We start from the raw sequence: 18,517 nt of genomic DNA on the forward strand, positions 1-18,517 counted from the left end.
GGCTCAGCCCTTCCGGCGGGGGGTGGGCGCGTCGGCCGTGCTGGTTCCCGGCCCCGGCTGCGGCACCGGCTGCGCCTTCCAGGCGGACCCCCTGGTCTTGGGAATGACGGCACGGGGGGCGCGGGCGCCGCCGCCGGGCGGGTTGATGTGCACCATGCTCCCCACCACCTTGGTGATGGCGCCGCCCACGGCGTCCAGGTTGGCCCCGGCGGTGAAGACGGCGTTGGTCCCCGCCGCGATCCCCACGCTGCCCCCGGCCGACTCCACCAGCGCGCCGGCGACTTTCACCGTGGCGTCGCCCCCCACCTCGCGCGCGGCGTCGCCCTTCACCTTCTCCACCAGCTTTTCGCACGACAGGCGGATCTCGCCCTTCGCCTCGATGGACAGGTCGCCCTCCGAGTGCAGGGTGAGCGTGGGGGTGCCGTCGTGGTCGTTGGTCAGCTGCACCAGGCACTGCCCCTTCGCCGAGAAGATCTCGATCGTCTCGCGGCCGCCGGTGTCGATCATCTGGATGGTGTTGCCGCTGCGGGTGATGATGCGCTTGACGTCCGGGTGCTCGTCGGCGTGCGGCCCCACGTCCTTGCCGTTCCACAGCGAGCCCAGCACGTAGGGGCGCTCGGGGTCGCCGTGCTCGAACGCCACCAGCACCTCGTCCCCCACCTCGGGGGCGAACAGCTGGCCGCGCCCGTTCCCCGCGTGCGGCGCCGCCACCCGCACCCAGTGCGTCTGCTTTCCCGCGTCCTGCCAGCGGTAGCGCAGGCGCACGCGCCCCATCCGCTTGGGGTCCCGGTTGTCCGTCACCTCCGCCGTCACCAGCCCCTCCACCGTGCGGCGCGGGGGGCGGCGGGCGGCGGTGTAGCCGGACCAGGGGGTGGCGGTGAACTCGTTGCCGTACTGCTGCCCGTCGAAGCGGTGCGTCACCCGCACCAGGCCAAAGGCGCCCACCATGGGGAGCTTCCAGCTTTCGCCGCCGGATATGCGCACGGTGTCGCCCGCCGTAAGCCCCAGGTGGCTGCTGGCGCCCTCCACCAGCACCGCGCCGCCCAGCGCCCGCTGGCTCTCGCGCTCCAGCGCGTCGCGAAAGGCCGCCAGCCGCGGCGCCCGCGAAGCGGTCTCGTCCACGTGGGGGTCGCCGCCGCCCGCCAGCTCGCGCGACAGGCGGCGCGCGGCGCCCACCAGCGCGCCCGCTCCGCCCGTGGTGGGCGGGTCCTTGCGCACGCCGTGAAAGCGGTGGTCCTTCTTGTCGGCCACCTGGTACGCGGCGCCCTTGAACCCCGCGTTCACGGGGCGGCAGTGCGAGGTCAGGGCGAACAGGTTGGTTCCCCAGGCCAGCTCCCACCCGGCGTCGTTGAACCCCGTCCGCACCTCCACCCCCTCGGCCGTGGCGCGGACCAGGCAGCCGTGGTCGTCGGCCACGCGCACCAGGAAGTCGAAGTCGGACTCGCCGTGCTGCACGTAGTCCAGCGGCCCCCCCGCGGCGGAGCCCACCAGCGTCGCGCCCACGGCCGAGACCACGTCGGCCAGCGTGTGCTCGGGATAGTAGGCGGTGGCGCGGTGCGCCTGCATCCGCGCGGAAAGCGAGACCGCCTCCAGCGAAAAGCGGGCGGACTCGTGCGCCAGGTGGCTCTGCGACCCGGCCGCCACCTCGCCCTGAAAGGCGGTAAAGACGGCGCCGTCGTCCCCCGCCAGCGTCACCGTCAGCGGCTCGCCCAGCAGCCGGTCCAGCGACACGGGGACCAGCCCGGTGTCGCGAAAAAAGTCCAGGAAGCAGACGTGGTGGCTTCCCACCTCCTGCTGCACCTCCAGGTGCTCCACCTCGCTGGACTTCAGGACCAGTCCCCCCACCTGCACGGTGACGGTCACGCGCATGGCTCAGCCGCCCCTTTCATACCGGATCCGGAGAAAGACCAGTGTCTGGAACCGTGCCGCTCATCTGGATCGTGTGGTGGGTGGATGGTTCTCAAGATCGCGCATCAGGGGGTGCGAACCGCACGATTCCATGCGCCGCGAAGATCGCCGGCCGATCCGCATCCCTCCCCCCGGATCGTGGAGTGGCGGATGGCTCTCGGGATCGCGCATCAGGGGGTGCGAACCGCATGATTCCGTGCGCCGCGGAGATCGCCGGCCGATCCGCATCCCTCCCCCCGGATCGTGGAGTGGCGGATGGTTCTCGGGATCGCGCATCAGGAGGTGCGATGGGCTGGATCCGGTGCGCCGCGGAAGCGCATCCACCGATCCACGTCCCTCTTCAAAAAAACGCGGATGGCCCCCTGCCGCATTCCATCTGCTTCCCGTTCCCGACACCTCACCTCAACGCGTCGCCGGCCGGCCATCCGCCCCCCGTCCGCCCGGACTTCCCGCCGCGAAAGCAGAGGAACCGGCACGAGAAAACTCTGCTGACTCTGCTGACTCTGCTGACTCTGTGTGAGCCCAATCTTTTTGCGGACCCGGCACGCCCCCGGCGGAACCGGCACGAGAAAACTCCGTTCCCTCCGTTGACTCCGTGTGAGTTCCCCACCGGCTGCGCTCACGGAACCCGGGCCAGCGGTAGCGGCATCCGACCCCACCGTTGCCGGCTATTCCCTATTCCCTATTCCCCGAATCAAGCACTCAGCGTGCGGTGCACCGCGCGCCCACCCGCCAGCTCCAGCGTGAGCTCGAAGCGCCGTACGCCCGGCGCTTCGCCGCGCACCAGCCGCACCGGGCCCACGCTCACCCAGGTCACCCCCAGGCCCGCCAGGCCGCGGTTGAGCGCGTCCTGGATGTCGTGCTGGTCCTCCCGTTCGGTGTTGGCGCTCTCGAACACCTCCTGCAGCCCGAACCAGGGCGCGTGCGCCCAGGTGGAGCGCGGCGAGGACGCCATGGCGCGGATCACCGAGAGCAGCGCCGTCACCGGGTCGTCGCGCTCCAGCAGCCCGTTCCGGTCGACGCGCAGGGGAAGGGCCAGGGTTTTCACGCGGGCTCGCTGAGAAGGGAGAGCGGCCCCCGGACGCCGCCCGGGGGCCGGGGCGTCACTTGGTGAGCTTGTGCTTGGGCACGTTGGGATCGTCCAGCGCCGCCACCAGCTCCATGTACAGGATGTTGTTGTAGCCGGAGCTGAACTGGCCGTTCTCGGACGTCACCGGCGCGCTGCCGAAGTTGCCGCGGCCGAACGAGGCCCCGTTGGACTGCGGGTTGAAGGTCTCGAACGCCGCGATCCACCCCATGAACTCCACGTTGCTCAGCACCCGGTCGCCGTCCTCGTGGTAGTAGGTGATCGACACCTTCTCCGGCTCGTCCTTGGCGTCCGTGGCCTTCTTCCACAGCTGGATCATGTCGTCCTGCGACAGGCGCGAGGTGTCGTGCACGTCCATCCACACGTACGCCCGGGCCCGCATGGACTCGCCGATCCGGCGGCCCACCTGGTTGGTGTCGCGCGTCACCGAGTAGCGCGCCTCCTGGGGAAAGAACTTGATGCTCCCCACCTCCACCTGCACTCGCTTGTACGTCGCGGCCATTGTGTCCCCCTGGTTGAAAGTCGGCGGTACAAAAGAAGAAACGTCCACACCCGTCCAGCAACGTCCGCCGGGCGCTCAGCCCAGCCCCAGCCACCTCAGCAGCCTGCGCAGCGGCGAGGGCGCCGCCGCGGCCGCGCGGTCCGGCTCCGCGGCCTCCGCCTCCTCCTCGGCGGCAAGGGAAGGAGCCTCGGGCGCTCCGTCCGCCGCCTCCGCCCCGGCGGGCGGCGCGGGACGGCCCACGGAGCGCAGGCGCAGGGTCGAGAACCGGGTTTCGCCCCCCCGCGCCAGCCGGCCGGAGCCCGTCAGGTCGCGCTGCACGGCCACGCCCAGGTCCTGGTGCGTCCCGGTGCCCGGCCCGGCGGCCCCGTCCGGCGCGCTCACTCCTTCCCGTCCGTTTTTGGGCGGAAGTCCGGGGTGTCGATCTTGAGCAGAAAGGTCTCGGCCGGGCCCACCGGCAGCACTTCGAGCGAGATGTCCAGGACGCCCTGGGCGAACTTGCTCTCGTCCATGTCGATGTCCAGGTCGTAGCTGTAGATCGTCCCCTTCTTCTTTTCCCCCTCCAGGAAGTCCTCGATGGGGTTGCGCACCTGCTCCTTCACCAGGTCGCGGGTCAGGCGCTGCTCCGCCACCCGCCGCAGGTACACCGCCATCCGCCGCTCCAGGTAGCGCAGCACCCGGTAGCTGCTGAAGAACTTGAGCACCCCGTTGGGATCTTCAGCCTGCGAGCGGCTCCCCACGAAGCACAGGTCGTTGTCCTCGTTGCGGATGATCGTCACGATCTGCCGCTCCATGGACAGGTGCTCCATCTGGCTGATGCGCGGCTCGATGCGGGCGCGCTCCACCCCGCGCAGCTTGCCGAAGATCATCCCCACCGGCCCCTGGGCGATGCCGCCCCCCGTGGTGCGGTCGGTGCGGGCCAGCGCGCCGGCGAACAGCATGGACGCCGGGCCGTACAGGTCCGCGTCGGCGTCGCCGTTCTCCGGCTGCTCGAACCAGTGGCGGTCGCGCAGCTTCACGAAGCCGGCGAGCACCACGTCCGACGCGGCCTTGTCCTCGGGGCGCTTGAGGAACTCGTACGCGCCGCCGTCGGTGCGGAACTGGTCGCTCAGCTGGCGGAAGCTCTTTTCGTCCTTCAGGTCGCCCACCAGCAGCATCCCCCACTGGCTGGCGATGTCCTCGAGCCGCTTGCGCACGTTGTCGGGCACGTAGCCGGGAACCACCAGGTTGCAGATGAACTGCCGGAAGTTGAACGAGTCGTTGCGGCTCTGGACGAACTCGTCCAGCGCCGCGATGGTGGTGCTTTCCGCGTCGTTCCGGATCGCCGCCGTGTCGGCGTTGAACACGTAGAACTCCACCGGCGGCCGCTGCACGCTGTCGCGCGGGTCGGCGTTCTCGAAGAACAGGTGGATCTGCCGGTAGCTGCGCTCGATGGGGCGGATCTTCCGGTAGATCTCCTCCAGCACCTGGTCGCGCACCCCCTCGGCCTGCTCGATGGCGGCGTCCAGCTTGGCCAGCGCCTGGTCGTACCCGTCCTCCGCGCTCAGCAGCGCCGAAAAGCGGGCCACCCGCTCCAGGAACTGCTGCGCCGTCTCGGGGGTGAAGATCTCCGCCAGCTCGGTGCGCGGGGGGGCGGGATGGAAGACGTTGAAGATCTCCTCGATCGCCTTCCCCGCCGTGCGCTGGCCGATGATGTCCTGCGCGCTCCGGATGGCCAGGGCCGGCACGGCCAGCTGCTCCTCGGTGGTGCTCATCCCTCACCTCCTTCGGCGATGCGGCGCAGCTGGTTCTCGAACTCGTGCACGGCGGCGATGATCTCGGCGCGCTGCTCGGTGTTGTCCCACGCCCGCTTCACCGGGAGCACCGTAAAGCGCTCGCGCATGCGGTGCAGCAGGTCGATGCGGCTCTGCAGGTCGGCCAGGTCGTTGCGCTTCCCCGGCTCGCGGGTGCGGATGCGCTTGGGGTCGAAGTCCGCCAGCCCCTTGAACTCCAGCTCGGCCACGAACTCCGTTCCCTCCTCGCCCACCTGCGTCCTGAAGTCCAGCTTCGGCTGAAAGGCGGAGAACGCCTCGGCGACACTGCTCACGCGCGTGGGCGTCTCCGTCTCCGGCGCCTCCTGGCCCACCCGGTCCACCGTCATCGGCAGGATCGCCGTGGTGGTGTCGGTGGGCACTTCACGGGGGGCGGGGCGAACGCCCGCGCGTTTTACCTTTACGACTGGCATGGCCGGGGCTTCTCCTTCTCTGAGTGGACCCGCGCTGCGCGGGGGTGGGGGATGAAAAGAGCTCAGGTAAACCGGCGGGCCGCTACGTCCGCTGCACGGGACGGCTGACCTTGGCCGTGACGTCGGTGGGGCGCCGCGGCGGCGCCTCGGCAAGGCCGGGGCGCAGCCCGTCGGCCGCCACCGCCGCCACGCCGGCCAGGGGAATGGCCGCGCCCCCCGTGCGCAGCTGGATCCGCCGCCGCACGCCCGTCCCCGCCGCCGGGACGGGGTCCGCCGCGGGGGGGGCGAAGGCCCGCGCGGGCGGCGCCGGGGCGCGAAGGAGCGGGGGAACGGCGGTCCACAGGATCAGCAGCACGCCGGCGAAAAAGGCGAGCACCGCCGCGCGCCGCAGCAGCCAGGGGTCCGCCGCCCCCGCGCCCTCCACCCGCGCGGTGGAGCGCCCCTGGAAGGCGGGAAGGGCAAAGACCGGCGGCACCCACACGCCCCCGGCCGCGGCCTCGCCCGCGCGCGCCTCGACGCGCGCCGGCCCGGGCGCCAGCCGCGCCTGCGCCGAGCCGCCCACCGGGAGCAGGAACTCGCGGCCGGTGAAGATCCACCCCTGGATCCCCTGCAGCGCGCGCCGCAGCGCCACCGCGTCCTCGGCCACGATGAACGACGCGCCCCGCGGCCGGCCCAGCGCCCGCAGCTCCGCCGCGTCCAGCCCCGCGCCGATCCCCACCATCCAGGCGTAGGCGCCGCTGGCGCGCACCGCCTCCACCGCCTGCCGCCGCCCCTCCTCCCCCGCCAGCAGGCCGGGGTCGTCGCCGCGGCGGCCCACGTCGTTGCGTCCGTCGGTCACCACCAGCAGCGCGTTCCACGCGGTGTCGCCCGGCGGGGGCTCGGCGCCCAGGCGGGCCAGCCCCTCGCGCACGGCGGAGTACAGCGCGGTGTTGCCGTCGGGCGCGGGGAGCGCGTCCACCTGCGCCGCCGCCTGCGGCCCGGGGACGAAGCGCGCCGCGCGGATGCGCTCCGCCACCCGGGCGCTGGCGAAGGGGACCACGGCGGCGCGCACGGAGCCGGCGGGAAGGTCGGCCAGAAAGCCGCGCAGGGCGCTGCGGGCCGTCTGCAGCCCGCCGTCGCTCATGCTGCCGCTCACGTCCACCAGCACCAGCAGCCGCAGCGGCGGGGCCGCCACGCGGGGGACCGCGGCCGGCCGGGCCCGCAGCTCCGCGCCGCCGTGGCGCAGCCGCCAGGCCCCGCCCGCGCTCTCCGCCGGCGCCAGCGCCCCCGCCCGCTCCGGCGCCAGCGTCGTCCGCACCCGCAGGCAGGCGGAGCGCGCGTCCGGTCCGCAGCGCACCAGCGTGGCCGTGCCGCCGGACTGCGCGGCGGCGGGGGCACCAGACGCCAGCAGGGCGGCCAGCACGAGGGCGGCGCGGCGGCTCATGCGGCGGCCAGGCGGCGAAAGCGGAAGCGTGCGGAGCCCAGGTCGATGCGGTCGCCGTCGCGCAGCTCGGCGGGCTCGGCCAGCGTTCGCCCGCCCACCACCACCGCCTCGCCCTGCATCACCGGGCCGATCCAGCAGCGGCCGTCGGCCAGGGCCACCACGGCGTCCGTGCGCCCGGGTCCCGCGCCGCGGACGTGGACGCGCGCGCCGTCGGCCAGCGCCCACTCGCGGTGCCCCAGCAGCCCCGGCTCGCGCCCGGCGACCGACTCGGTCTCGATCACCCCCGCCGCGCGCCGCACGGCCGGCCAGCTCACGCCGCCGCCCGCCGCCGCGCCCACCAGGGCAAAGGCCAGCGCCTGCCAGAAGTCGCCCGGGCCGGAGAACGAGAAGGCCACGCCGCCCGCGACTCCCCCCAGCGCGCCCCACGCCGCGGCCTCGGCCACGGGGCGCGGGGTCCGCCGCGCGCCGCCCAGGGCGACGGCCGCCGCCAGCACCGCGCCCAGCACGGTCCAGGCGAGCACGCGCCCCGCCCGAAATCCGCTCGCCCCCTCCGCGGCCAGTCCCGAGGCCGCCAGCCCCAGCGCCGCCCCGCCCGCGCCGCCCGCGATGCCCAGCAGCACGCCCAGCACGGCCGCCGGGAGCACGCGCTCCTGCCGCCGCAGCGCCGCGCCGCCCAGGACGGTGGCGCCGACGATGGCGCCGAGCACCGCGCCCACGAACGTGTCCAGCCGGGCGTAGGTGGAAAGCAGCGGCCCCAGGTCGCGCACCCAGGCGGACGCGCCCCAGCCCAGCAGCCCGCCGGCCATCCCGGTGAGGATGCCGGCGCAGGCGCCGCGGGTGAACCTGCGAATGCGGACGGGGACGGCGGCGGGGGGCGGAGCTGGGGCCGGGCGGACGCGCGGGCGCATGCGGATCTCCAGCGCCCGCTGGGGGGTGACGCCCAGCGCGGCCGGCGTGGCCCCCGTGTCCAGCTCGCGTCCGTTCCACACCACGGCGAGCTCGTCCTCGGGCCCGCCGGCGATCACCACCCCGTGCTGCCGCAGCTCTTCCAGCACCTGACGCACCTGCGGGCCCAGCTCGCGCTCGGGATCGAGCGTGAACTGGGCCCGCCGGGGACCCTCTGCCGTCAGGAACTCGACCGCGAAAGCTGGCATTCTACAACGACCGGCGATGAACGGAGGAGAAATCACGAGCCAGGATGTCGCGTGGGTCAGTTCCTGGCGAACGATGAAGGGCTGCGGATCCGGAACCGGACCCGTTGGGATCTAAAGGGAGACTGGGTAAGGGACCGCGATGATCTTTTCCGCGCTGACCCGACCACTCTGGTGCCTGGGAGAGGCGAGAGCGAGCTTCAGGCAAGGTGCGCGAGGCCGCTCCGGCGGGGTTCTTCACAAGACCCTTTTCGGACGCGTCGTGCGTTGCTACCATATAGTGAAGCAGAGGTCCGCCTGAGTCAAGGATTCTGTTTTCGGGGAAGGCCAGCGCTCCCTTCCACCCGTGTGAACGGCCGCATCCGTCGTGACGCCGACCCGTCGTCCCCTCCCCCCGGCGCGGCCGTGGCCGCCGGGAGCGGGCGCGGAGCTCCCGCTTCGACAGCGCAGTTCCCCCCGCACCCCGCAGCCGATGCTCCCTGTCTCTCCCGGAGGCCGCGCGTGAAGCCGGCCGCGCGCATCGGCGACATGCACACCTGCCCCATGGTGAACGGCACGGTGCCGCACGTGGGCGGGCCGGTGCTGCCCCCGTGCGCCGTGACGGTGACCATCGGCGGCATCCCCGCCGCGCGGGTGGGCGACATGGCCACCTGCGTGGGCCCGCCCGACGTGATCGCCATGGGGTCGATGGGCGTGTTCATCGAGGGCAAGCCCGCCGCGCGCATGGGCGACACCACCGCGCACGGGGGCGTGATCGTCGCCGGCTGCCCCACCGTGCTGGTGGGCGACATCTGCGGCGGCGCGGCCAGCATGCAGGGCCTCACCATGAGCGCCGCCCGCGCCGCCGGCGCGCCGTTCACCAAGGCCAAGTGCGACCTGGCGAAGTGAGCGCCCCCGCGACCTCCAACCCGCTGCTGCAGACGCGGCCCGCGTCGCTGGAGGAGCTGCGCGAGCTCGCGGCGGCCGGGCGGCTGTACGCGGTGATCGACGCCTGCGACACGCCCGTGGTGCCGGAAAAGGCGCGGGAGCTGGGGGAGACGCGCGCCGTGTCCCTCTATCGTGGAACCGCGGACGAGCAGTACTGGGCCTTTGCGCCCTACCTGTTCGCGGTGGATGGCGACCTGCTGGACTGGATCGCCGCGGATCTCTGGACGGAACCCTGGGGCATCTTTGCCGTCGCGGACGGCGACATCGAGGCGGTGCGCCGCCACTTCCGCCGCTTCCTCCTCGTCCAGGCCCCCGACGGCGAGCAGTGGTACTTCCGCTTCTACGATCCTCGGGTTCTATCCACCTTCCTGCCGAGTTGCTCCCAAATCCAGCTTAACGATCTGTTCAGCGATGTGGCCGGTTACATCTGCACGGATTCAACGGGCGAATTGCTCTTTCTGTCCCTGGCAGAAGGCAGCAGTTCTCGCAAGCCACCGATGCGTATCAGGATCTGGCCACAACGAGGACGCTAGTTCATCTACTTCCCTTACGGCTCCCTCCACCACCGCACACGCGGCGTTTTCATGCTTCAGATTGATGCACGACAAGCTGGCAAGTTGAGGAAGCATGCTGCCGGTGAATGGCTGCGCCGCAGCTTCTCGGGTTCACCGCAGAGTGCCAGCGTGGATCCGGGGACGGGGGACGTGCTGGTTTCGGATCCGGCGGGGCATGCCACGCGCTTCGCCTTTGACCCACATGGATTCATCGGAGCGATTCGAAGCCCGCTTGGACGTACCTGGCAATTCGACAATGACGCAGAGGGAAAACTACTCAGGCTTAAACTTCCGTCCGGTTCCCAGGTTCAGAATGACTACGATGCTACTGGGCAGCTTTCACGTGTCTCCCGTGACTCCGTTCCGCAGTACGATCTCTCCTATGATGCCAGCGGTCAACTCAGGCAAGTCAGCTTCCCCGACAGCACTTCCGTTCAATTCGACTATTCGGCCACTGGGCAGCTAATCGCCTCGAAAAACCGCCTGGGCCACCTGGAACGCTACGATCGAGACGAAGATGGCGTCCTCGTCTCGCTCCAGGACGCGAACGGAAACCGGACGACATTCGAGTATGGCGAATTGGACAGGCCTGAACGAGCGGTCTTCGCGGATGGAACCAGCGAAGCCTATGAGTACGACGAGAATGGATACGTGTGCCGAATAGCGGCGGCGGAGGGAGTTTCCCTGCAGATCACAAACGATGCGAATGGACATCCTGTATCCGTAAGCGATGGCAATGGCGAATACTCCGAATTTGAATACGACTCCGAGGGCCGGATCAAGCGCGCGACTAGCCCCGAACTGACGATTTGTTACGAGTACGACGGCGCGGGACGTGTCCTCAGGGAAGTGCAGGGAGAGCATGCGATCGAATACAGCTACGATCCTGCCGGGACCCTGATCGGCATCCGTTATCCCGACGGTGATTGGGTCCAGTTCGGGTACGATCCAGACATGCGTCTTGCCCACCTGCGCGACTGGAGTGGCCAGTCACATCCTATCACGTACGCGAAGGAGGATGGTCGGGGGTACCAAATCCGACTTGCGAATGGACTCATAACGTCCGTTCGGCAAGCGTCCACGGGATTCCCGACGTCTATTTCAGTTCTCCGCGCCGGGCGTATCCGGCGGGAAGTGATGTCGTTCACGTACGTCTATGATAGTGAAGATCGGATAAGGCGGTTCTCTGATTCGGATCTTGGAACCCGCGACTACGAGTATGATGCGGCGGGCCGGCTTCTGGAGGTAAAAGCCGGTGGCAACCCGGAACTCAATGAGAAATTCACATATGACGCCGCCGGAAACAGGACATACCACAACGGCAGGCGCAGCGCATACGACAATGTGAACCGCCTCATACGGAATGGCGTCACGCCTGTCACATACGACGGGCGGGGCAATCTTCTCACCCGCGATGGATGGCACTTTACGTACGACTCTCGAAACCGGCTGGTGGCTGCGAACCGGGACGGAAGCGAGAGAATGTCGTTTGGGTACGATGCGTTCGGCCGGCGAATCTGGAAGCGGAGCGGGTCCGCTATCACGCGCTACATCTGGTCTGGAGAACAGCTGATCAGAGAAACGACGGTCACGGAAAGCTCTACCCGATCCCAGGATTTCCTCTACTTCCCAGGCACGTACACACCGTTCGCTACACGCATCGACGGCGATGTCTATTTTTATCATACTGATCATCTTGGTACCCCCCGCCGACTAAGTGACGCCGCCGGGCAAATCGTCTGGACCGCAGACTTCGAGGCGTACGGAAGGGCACGCATTATCTCAGAAATAATCGTAAATCCGCTTCGTTCTCCGGGCCAGTATTATGATGAGGAAACAGGGTTACATTACAACCGGTTTCGGTATTACGCTCCAGAACTCGGCCGCTATATTTCCCACGACCCACTTTCTTTTCTTGCTGGCCTGAATACTTACGCCTACTGCAGCAATGACCCAATCAATTTCGCAGATCCACTAGGGCTCATCAATTGGAAAACTGTAGCGTCAGTCGCGGCGGCGGTTGCAGTAGGTATAGCAGTCGTGGCATTGGCACCTGTGGCCGCTCCACTTGCAATAATCGCTGCAGGGGTTGCCGCCGGCGCAGTAGGAGCGGGACTGAATGAGGCACTGAATCAGGAGACCCTGTGTATCCCATGCATACTTCGCGCAGCCGGCAAAGGCGCGTTGGTCGGTGGGATCGCGGCACTCCCCTTCGCTATCCTACCTGCGGCTGCAGGCGTCGCGGCGTATGCTGCGACTGGTGCAACAAGCGGAGGATTGGGGTACGTTACCGATCACCTGCTAGGCTATCCAAACAGCCGGTGGAGTTGGAGTTCGTTCGGGGCGGCAGTTGGGATCGGTGCGGCTACCGCCGGCCTAGGACGGTACATCAGTGTGCGATATGGCACGCACACGACAAGCCCTGCAGCCAGGCAACTTGCACGAAATCGGCAGGCCGGCATTCAGGGTGAGTTGAAGTCTGGGCTGATCAAAAATACTCAGCGAATTCCGTCTGCCAATCCACCGCCTACGTACCGGATTCCAGACGGCCTAAGCCAAACAACGATCAGCGAAGTAAAGAACGTTGCGAAACTGAGCTACTCCAAGCAACTTAGAGATTATGCAGAATTCGCGAGGAAAACCGGACGCACCTTTGAGCTGTACGTGCGCCCTGGAGCAAATGGAACCAAGCTGTCCGGACCACTCCAAGACGCCGTTCGCAAGGGCGTGGTAACTCTAAAATTCATCGGCAAATGACAAAGAGGCCGTGGATCAGCGCTGAAGAACTGATGGCTGATTTGCAGAGGGACTCTGCTTATCTGGAACAACAGAAGTCGCTCGCAAGAGAACGGAGTGCTCGTCAGGAGAGAATCCGAGCTCTTCATGCGCCGATCCTGGAGGACTACCGCCGGATCGGAGTAGTAGCAAATTCCATTGAGGACTTAGTTGCCCGATATGCACCATTGCCAGAGAACATTGTTGACCGACTGCTTGCGTGGATCTCGGCATCTCAAGAGCCTGACGTTCTCGAGCCGCTGGTGAGAGCTTTGGCAGCGACCACACTCCCGTACGACGGACGCCCCGTTGTGGATGTATTCTCCAAAACTGATTCCGAGTTCGTCCAATGGGCGGCTGCAAACACCTTAGCAACCACTTCGCCGACCGGCGTAGCAGCGTGGGTGGCGGACGCAGTCCGGGATCCAAGGTATGGCAGAGCGCGCGATATGCTTGTCATGGCATTGGCTCGACTGGCCAGCCCTGCCGAAGCGAATAGGGTACTCGTCTCCATCTTTGACGAGATTCCAACTCAAGTGACAGACGCGCTGGCGATCTCTGGAGGGCCAAGCGAATTGGCGTTTCTCCAAAGTAAGCAAGGTGACTATAGGGGAGCGACGCGGAAACAAATTGACAAAGCGATCCGAAGACTGCAGAAGAGACTCGCCCGCCCATAAATACATTTGAGCTTAGCTACTCACCCTCTGGTTTAGCTCCGCATGAGCAGCTCAGCATATTCAGCTGCTCGGTCACCCCACATACCCCGTGAACAGCCGCTCCAGCTCAGCCGCCGGCTCCTCCGTAAGTCCGCTGTGGACGCGGCCGGTTTGCAGGACGTCGGAGCGGGGGGCGGTGAGCCAGTGGAAGCGCTCGGAGGTGGGGAGCAGGGCCACGGGGCCGGCGTCTGACGCACCCTCGGCCACGGCGCGGAGGCCGTCCAGATAGCGGCAGAGGAGTTCCACGTCCACACCGGGTGCGCGGGCCGCCAGCTCCGCGGGGTCGGTCAGCACGCGGATGCCGATGAACTGCGCGGTGCGGGCGTGCAGGATCACGCCCACGGGGATGGCCGTGCCCAGGTGCGGGTGCGGCACCACGCACAGAACCGCGAAGCTGTACGCGATCCAGCGCGGGGAATCGGGCGCGTCGCTCATCGGCGGCTGTGGACGCGGCGGGGAGGCTCGCTGGCGGCCTTCGACTTCGCCGCGATCGCCTCGGCGACGAACGCGCGCGGCGACTGGATGCGCGTCCGCAGGTAGCCCAGGTAGCGCTCGCGCGCGGCGTCGGGCGTGGCGAAGTCCGCGGCGACTGCGGGGTCGGCCAGCAGCGCGTCGGGAAGGCGGCCGACGACGTCCGCCAGCACGCTTTCCGTCAGCAGCGCCGACATCTCGGCATCCGCCGCCTCGAGGTCGCCGCTCATCCGCAGCAGCACGTGGTCCTTGATGAGCGGAAAGGGCGTGCGGGTGCGCGCCTCGTCCACGGTGGGCCAGTTGTGCTGCGCGTACAGCGCCGCGCCGTGGTCGATGAGCCACGGCTTTCGGTTCCACACCATCAGGTTGGGATTGCGCGCGGTGCGGTCCGGATTGGTGGTGAACGCGTCCAGCCACACCACGCGCGCCGCCAGCTCCGGCGTCACAAGGTCCCCCGCCGACGCCACCTGGAAGTTGAACGCGCCGTCCAGGTAGCGCATCCCCACGTTGATCCCCACGCTGGCCTTCAGCAGGTCCTGGATCTCGGGATCGGGCTCCGTCTGGCCAAAGTCCGGCAGCAGCTCGATCAGCGCCAGCTCGGGCACGGGAAGGCCGGCGGCGTCCGCCATCATCCCCACCAGCAGTTCGGCGATCAGTGCCTTGGCGCCCTGCCCTGCCCCGCGGAACTTGGCCACGAACAATCCGCGGCCGTGCGTCTCTACGACGGCCGGCAGCGTGCCGCCCTCGCGCAGCGGCTGCACGTAGCGCGTGGCGATCCAGACCGGCAGCTGGGTCACGTAGTTGGCTCCAACTCTTTAGGGTTCGATGGTGAAGCCATGAGCAGAGATAATCTCTTCAAACTCCTCTAACACAACTTTGAAAACGTCTGCGAAATTAGAACACGCAGAGATAAACGCTTTTCCAAGTTCCTCAGTGGTGAACTCCGGCTCATCGCCTGTACCTATTAGGCCCAAGAATCGCTTGTTGCCCGAAGTTTTCCAACGTTTGCGACGATGATACACAATTCCGAGGCCACGGATTGTAGGCGGCTGGTTGTGCACCCAAGCGCCGCGATAGCGGATAGCGAGTCGCCAATCAGGATTTTCGGCGAGTGAAGAGAACGCGCGGTGGAGACGTGATTGCGGCGACGTCGATCTTATGTAGGCTGTTAGACGGGCCCACCCACTAGCACCCTTTTTCTTAAACGGTTCGAGTTGACTAGTAGAGATCTCCAGCATCTTCACCACCGCATCCGCCAGATGCTCCGCTGCGGAATACAACCGAAGTGCTGCATCATCGAGATAGTACACCTCGCGCGACGTCGCGAGCAGTTCGTCTGCGGGCTCTACTCGGTAGCGAAAGTAAATCCCACATGCGAGATACTCATGTAGCGCAAACCGGGTGGCAAAAAGCGTGTGAACACAATCGTGCAGAGAAACAGCCGCAATCGGAATTTCGCTCTCATGTGGGAAGCCGATAGAGAGGAAATCAGGAATGTGCGACATTGCCTGCTTCGCCCAGCCGTCGAAGCGAGGTAGTTTGTTGGCTATCTCGGTAAGAGTTTGCAGATCTAATTCACCACGTGACATAGTCCCCTTCGATCGGTGGGTATGCTGCGCCCGTACTGGTGGAAGTCAGAAACTCTGGATTTTGATCGTGCTTTAGTCCTGCGGCCCCAGCGTCCGGCGCAGGTGCGCGTCGAAGACGAAGGGGCCAAAGGGAAGCACGGCGGCCACCAGCGCGGCGAGCACCCGCCGCGGCGGCCAGCGCATCGACACGCTCACCCCCACCACGGCGGCGACGTAGAGGACGAACAGCAGGCCGTGGATCATCCCCACCACGCGCACCGCCTGCGGAAGGCCGGCAAGGTACTTCAGCGGCATGGCGATGCCGAGCAGGACCAGGAACGAGGCGCCTTCCATCATCCCCACGATGCGAAGGCGGTCCAGCGGGTTGTTGAGCACTGCGTAACGTCCGGAACGGGAAAACAGGTCGATTTCGCAGCCCCAAACTATCCCCATCCCCCGCCCGCGCCAACCCGTCCCAGAAGAAACGACAGAGAGGGTGCCGCGCAGAGGATGCGGGACCTGCGATCTCCGGTTGCCGAATTCCGTGACGCCAGCGACTGACTTCCCGAGGGAGCGCACCACGTGTAATTGGAAGCCACACAGCCGGTTGCGCGCAACCGAAGAATCTACTCCCGGACGCTGCGAGGCCAGACCCGGAGTTGGGGTCCGGCCCATTCGTACTGCCGGCGAGATCCTTCGGTCGGCGCCAGGCTTCTTGAGTAGCAGCAGGTCAGGCGCGGCGCCCCCCTCAGGCTCAGGAGGTGTTTCCAAACCTCCCAGCGTGATTGACTTCCTGAGGGAGGCGCCGCGCTGTAACTCACTTGTACACTGCACCTTGGCGCCGACCGAAGGACCTCGCCAGCGGAACGACGGGGGCTGGTTCCGTGCTCTGATCTGGCCCCTGCGCCGCCGAGACGAGATCCTTCGGTCGCGCGCAGGTGGTTGTGTAGCTTCTGGTTACTCGTGGTGCGCTCCCTCAGGAAGTCACCGCTTCGTTGTGAGTCTTGAGGATTTGGCAACAGCCCTCTCAGGAAGTCGAGCGCGTGGGCTGGTTCTCAAGCACACTCTCAGGAGCGGGCGGGCACCACGCGCGCCTGCGCCAGCCGCATCAGCCCGATCTGCGCGTAGACGAACAGCGCCAGCAGCATCACGATGCGCACCAGGTTCAGCCGCATCCAGGTGAGCGACATCGACGTGATCTGGGCGTCCGAGAGCGCCGCGTGATTGCCCAGGCGGATGAGCGTGGGGACAAAGTAGACGCCTGTGGCGACCAGGATGATGAACACGCTGGCGAGCACCACCAGCACCTCGCGCCGTCCCGGCCCCCGGTGCCGCACAAAGGCGCCGATGGCGATCAGCGTGAGCAGCGCCAGCACCGCCGTCGTCAGCGGCCACGGGTTCATCATCGGCACCGCCGGGTCCGGCGCGCGGATGTACGCCACGGGATCTTGGGCCCACACGGGATGGCTGGAGAGGGAGTGGAACACACCCCCGCCCGTCCACACGGCAAGCGCCACGACAAAGGCGATGTAGATGGAGATCCTGGTTCTGCCGGGCATGATCGGCTCCGGGAAAAGGGGAATCCGGATGAATGCTCAGTGCCCCGCCGCGGCCGGGAGCGGCGCGGCACGGCGGACGGACGCGGCGGCGCGCAGGGGCCAGACGCCCGCGAGCGCCATCCACAGCGCAAAGACGACGATCCCCGCGAACAGGATGCTGAAGGGCTCGTAGCCGGTCAGAATGCGCAGCGGCGCCGCCGCGCCGTGCGCCGACGCGCCGATGATGCCGATCCACGCGATCCACCACGAGCCCAGCACCCGCTCGCGCGCCGCCGCCACGATGAAGCCCACCACCGCCGCGCCGAACAGCGGGTACAGCACCACCGCCATCGCCAGGTGCGTGGTGAGCACCGGCGTGGCGCGTCCCGCCGCCAGGTTGCCGTGGTCCACCATGGCCGCCGTGTGCAGCACCGCCTCCACCGTCTGCAGCGCCGTGGCGATGACGGCCCAGCGCAGCCAGCGGGCGGTGCGCTCCGGCAGCGCCTCCCCGCGGCGAAGCAGCACCAGCGCAACGCCGAACAGGATGAACGAGGCGGTCATCAGGACGTGCGAGGCCAGCCAGTCGGCGTGGCCCAGCATCTGGAGCATGGTGCTGCCGCGGGGATGCTTCGGCCCCGCCAGGATCAGGACGCCGGCCAGCAGAACGGGAATGCGCCAGCGCAGGGAGGACGTGGTGGACATGCGGATTTTCACTCGGCAAGGGTTGGATGCAACGCGCCGGTGAGGCGCTTCGCCGAATGTATGCGGCCCCGGGCGGGGCGCCTTGTACAAAACGGACCTGTTTCAGTCCGCCGCGTACAGGTGGCCGGGAACGGGGCCGTTGGCGCGGTCGCGGTACTCCTGGGGCGTCATTCCGGCAAAGGAGCGAAACTCGCGGCAGAAGTGGGCCTGGTCGTAGTAGCCGGCCGCGTGCGCGATCTCGGTCAGCGTGCGTCCCGGCGCCGGCACCTGGTGCATGGCGCGGATGAAGCGCGCCAGCCGCACGTACTGCGCGGGCCCGATCCCCACGTGCTCGTCCATCAGCCGCCGCAGGTGCCGCGGCGACACCGCCAGCGCCTTTGCCGTGGCGCCCACCCCGTCTTCCGTGCGCGACTGGCGCAGCAGCGCGCAGGCGTGCCGCACCGCGTCCGTGCCGCGCAGCGGGCGCAGGCGCGCCGTAAGCCACCGCATCAGCAGCGCGCACTGGTCCGCGAAGCTGGCCATGCCGTGCAGCTGCTCGCAGAGCATGCGCAGCCCGGGGGTGGTGGGCAGCTCGCGCGCCTCCAGGCTCACCACCTCCGCGGGCGAAAGCGGCAGCAGCCCCGCGCATGCATCCGCGCGCATGGTCACGCCCAGCAGGTCCACCCTGCCCTCCCAGAGCACGTCGTACGGACGCATCTTCAGCCCGCCCACCCACGCCGCCCCTTCCTCCGCTCCGTACGCGTCCGAGGCCAGCCCCGTGCCCCGCACCGCCTCGCCCAGGTTGAAGAGCAGGTCGACGTTGCCCTTGGGAAGGATGATCTCCCGCGGAAAGGGGTTCTGCTGGCGCACCCGAAAGATGTACTGAACGCAGGGCTCCAGCGGATGCCCCGCGGGCGGACGGTAGATGTCGAGGCCGGAGGATTCCATCACTCGTGTTCCGTGGATGACGGAAGGGCGAGGCGGCGGAGCGGCCG

At 68.0% G+C, this 18,517-nt stretch carries 17 protein-coding genes and 1 pseudogene; 3 read left to right on the plus strand and 15 right to left on the minus strand.

Annotated features, from left to right (window positions below; translation table 11 throughout):
* Positions 1 to 3: 3 nt before the first annotated feature.
* The 8 genes from VGC13_RS03470 to VGC13_RS03505 all read right to left on the minus strand — a co-directional run bounded on the left by VGC13_RS03470 (position 4) and on the right by VGC13_RS03505 (position 8,295).
* Positions 4 to 1,869, minus strand: a complete 1,866-nt coding sequence (locus tag VGC13_RS03470; RefSeq protein WP_331123810.1) for a type VI secretion system Vgr family protein — start codon at positions 1,867 to 1,869, stop codon at positions 4 to 6.
* 733 nt (positions 1,870 to 2,602) lie between these two features.
* Positions 2,603 to 2,956, minus strand: coding sequence for a hypothetical protein (locus tag VGC13_RS03475; protein WP_331123811.1), 354 nt, complete (start codon positions 2,954 to 2,956; stop codon positions 2,603 to 2,605).
* A 55-nt stretch (positions 2,957 to 3,011) separates the two neighbouring features.
* Positions 3,012 to 3,497, minus strand: coding sequence for a hypothetical protein (locus VGC13_RS03480; protein ID WP_331123812.1), 486 nt, complete (start codon positions 3,495 to 3,497; stop codon positions 3,012 to 3,014).
* Between the two features lie 75 nt (positions 3,498 to 3,572).
* The gene (locus VGC13_RS03485; RefSeq protein WP_331123813.1) at positions 3,573 to 3,878 is read right to left on the minus strand and encodes a hypothetical protein; all 306 of its coding nucleotides are present in this window, start codon (positions 3,876 to 3,878) and stop codon (positions 3,573 to 3,575) included.
* On the minus strand, positions 3,875 to 5,248 hold the full coding sequence (locus tag VGC13_RS03490; protein ID WP_331123814.1) for a hypothetical protein: 1,374 nt from the start codon (positions 5,246 to 5,248) through the stop codon (positions 3,875 to 3,877). Before VGC13_RS03490 ends, VGC13_RS03485 begins: the two co-directional genes overlap by 4 nt.
* Positions 5,245 to 5,718, minus strand: coding sequence for a hypothetical protein (locus VGC13_RS03495; protein ID WP_331123815.1), 474 nt, complete (start codon positions 5,716 to 5,718; stop codon positions 5,245 to 5,247). Before VGC13_RS03495 ends, VGC13_RS03490 begins: the two co-directional genes overlap by 4 nt.
* Positions 5,719 to 5,800: 82 nt before the next feature.
* The gene (locus VGC13_RS03500) at positions 5,801 to 7,141 is read right to left on the minus strand and encodes a vWA domain-containing protein (protein ID WP_331123816.1); all 1,341 of its coding nucleotides are present in this window, start codon (positions 7,139 to 7,141) and stop codon (positions 5,801 to 5,803) included.
* On the minus strand, positions 7,138 to 8,295 hold the full coding sequence (locus VGC13_RS03505) for an FHA domain-containing protein (RefSeq protein ID WP_331123817.1): 1,158 nt from the start codon (positions 8,293 to 8,295) through the stop codon (positions 7,138 to 7,140). Before VGC13_RS03505 ends, VGC13_RS03500 begins: the two co-directional genes overlap by 4 nt.
* Positions 8,296 to 8,820: 525 nt before the next feature.
* Between VGC13_RS03505 and VGC13_RS03510 the strand changes: the two are divergent.
* From VGC13_RS03510 to VGC13_RS03520, 3 genes and pseudogenes are all read left to right on the plus strand, one after another.
* Positions 8,821 to 9,078: pseudogene (locus VGC13_RS03510) on the plus strand (PAAR domain-containing protein); the annotation flags it as partial.
* A gap of 98 nt (positions 9,079 to 9,176) precedes the next feature.
* Entirely contained in the window at positions 9,177 to 9,752 is a 576-nt protein-coding gene (locus tag VGC13_RS03515; RefSeq protein WP_331123819.1) for a DUF4123 domain-containing protein, read from the plus strand.
* A 51-nt stretch (positions 9,753 to 9,803) separates the two neighbouring features.
* Positions 9,804 to 12,530, plus strand: a complete 2,727-nt coding sequence (locus VGC13_RS03520; protein WP_331123820.1) for an RHS repeat-associated core domain-containing protein — start codon at positions 9,804 to 9,806, stop codon at positions 12,528 to 12,530.
* A 767-nt stretch (positions 12,531 to 13,297) separates the two neighbouring features.
* Here the strand turns inward: VGC13_RS03520 and VGC13_RS03525 are convergent.
* From VGC13_RS03525 to VGC13_RS03555, 7 genes are all read right to left on the minus strand, one after another.
* The gene (locus VGC13_RS03525) at positions 13,298 to 13,699 is read right to left on the minus strand and encodes a DUF3037 domain-containing protein (RefSeq protein ID WP_331123821.1); all 402 of its coding nucleotides are present in this window, start codon (positions 13,697 to 13,699) and stop codon (positions 13,298 to 13,300) included.
* Positions 13,696 to 14,532 (minus strand): HipA family kinase, encoded by an 837-nt coding sequence (locus tag VGC13_RS03530; protein ID WP_331123822.1) that lies wholly within the window; start codon positions 14,530 to 14,532, stop codon positions 13,696 to 13,698. Before VGC13_RS03530 ends, VGC13_RS03525 begins: the two co-directional genes overlap by 4 nt.
* An 18-nt stretch (positions 14,533 to 14,550) precedes the next feature.
* On the minus strand, positions 14,551 to 15,324 hold the full coding sequence (locus VGC13_RS03535; protein ID WP_331123823.1) for a hypothetical protein: 774 nt from the start codon (positions 15,322 to 15,324) through the stop codon (positions 14,551 to 14,553).
* A gap of 72 nt (positions 15,325 to 15,396) precedes the next feature.
* Entirely contained in the window at positions 15,397 to 15,699 is a 303-nt protein-coding gene (locus VGC13_RS03540; RefSeq protein ID WP_331123824.1) for a DUF3817 domain-containing protein, read from the minus strand.
* Positions 15,700 to 16,370: 671 nt separating this feature from the next.
* A complete protein-coding gene (locus VGC13_RS03545) occupies positions 16,371 to 16,862 on the minus strand; it encodes an anthrone oxygenase family protein (RefSeq protein ID WP_331123825.1) in 492 nt (163 codons plus the stop codon).
* A 36-nt stretch (positions 16,863 to 16,898) separates the two neighbouring features.
* On the minus strand, positions 16,899 to 17,543 hold the full coding sequence (locus VGC13_RS03550) for a hypothetical protein (protein WP_331123826.1): 645 nt from the start codon (positions 17,541 to 17,543) through the stop codon (positions 16,899 to 16,901).
* 102 nt (positions 17,544 to 17,645) lie between these two features.
* On the minus strand, positions 17,646 to 18,470 hold the full coding sequence (locus tag VGC13_RS03555; protein WP_331123827.1) for a helix-turn-helix domain-containing protein: 825 nt from the start codon (positions 18,468 to 18,470) through the stop codon (positions 17,646 to 17,648).
* Positions 18,471 to 18,517: the final 47 nt, after the last annotated feature.

The organism is Longimicrobium sp., assembly GCF_036399255.1.
Classification (GTDB): domain Bacteria; phylum Gemmatimonadota; class Gemmatimonadetes; order Longimicrobiales; family Longimicrobiaceae; genus Longimicrobium.

Excerpts from the sequence above, each read along its gene's own strand:
- VGC13_RS03470 (WP_331123810.1), bottom strand. The coding sequence starts at position 1,869 with ATGCGCGTGACCGTCACCGTGCAGGTGGGGGGACTGGTCCTGAAGTCC.
- VGC13_RS03480 (WP_331123812.1), bottom strand. The coding sequence starts at position 3,497 with ATGGCCGCGACGTACAAGCGAGTGCAGGTGGAGGTGGGGAGCATCAAG.
- VGC13_RS03490 (WP_331123814.1), bottom strand. The coding sequence starts at position 5,248 with ATGAGCACCACCGAGGAGCAGCTGGCCGTGCCGGCCCTGGCCATCCGG.
- VGC13_RS03495 (WP_331123815.1), bottom strand. The coding sequence starts at position 5,718 with ATGCCAGTCGTAAAGGTAAAACGCGCGGGCGTTCGCCCCGCCCCCCGT.
- VGC13_RS03500 (WP_331123816.1), bottom strand. The coding sequence starts at position 7,141 with ATGAGCCGCCGCGCCGCCCTCGTGCTGGCCGCCCTGCTGGCGTCTGGT.
- VGC13_RS03505 (WP_331123817.1), bottom strand. The coding sequence starts at position 8,295 with ATGCCAGCTTTCGCGGTCGAGTTCCTGACGGCAGAGGGTCCCCGGCGG.
- VGC13_RS03520 (WP_331123820.1), top strand. The coding sequence starts at position 9,804 with ATGCTTCAGATTGATGCACGACAAGCTGGCAAGTTGAGGAAGCATGCT.
- VGC13_RS03525 (WP_331123821.1), bottom strand. The coding sequence starts at position 13,699 with ATGAGCGACGCGCCCGATTCCCCGCGCTGGATCGCGTACAGCTTCGCG.
- VGC13_RS03535 (WP_331123823.1), bottom strand. The coding sequence starts at position 15,324 with ATGTCACGTGGTGAATTAGATCTGCAAACTCTTACCGAGATAGCCAAC.
- VGC13_RS03545 (WP_331123825.1), bottom strand. The coding sequence starts at position 16,862 with ATGCCCGGCAGAACCAGGATCTCCATCTACATCGCCTTTGTCGTGGCG.
- VGC13_RS03550 (WP_331123826.1), bottom strand. The coding sequence starts at position 17,543 with ATGTCCACCACGTCCTCCCTGCGCTGGCGCATTCCCGTTCTGCTGGCC.
- VGC13_RS03555 (WP_331123827.1), bottom strand. The coding sequence starts at position 18,470 with ATGGAATCCTCCGGCCTCGACATCTACCGTCCGCCCGCGGGGCATCCG.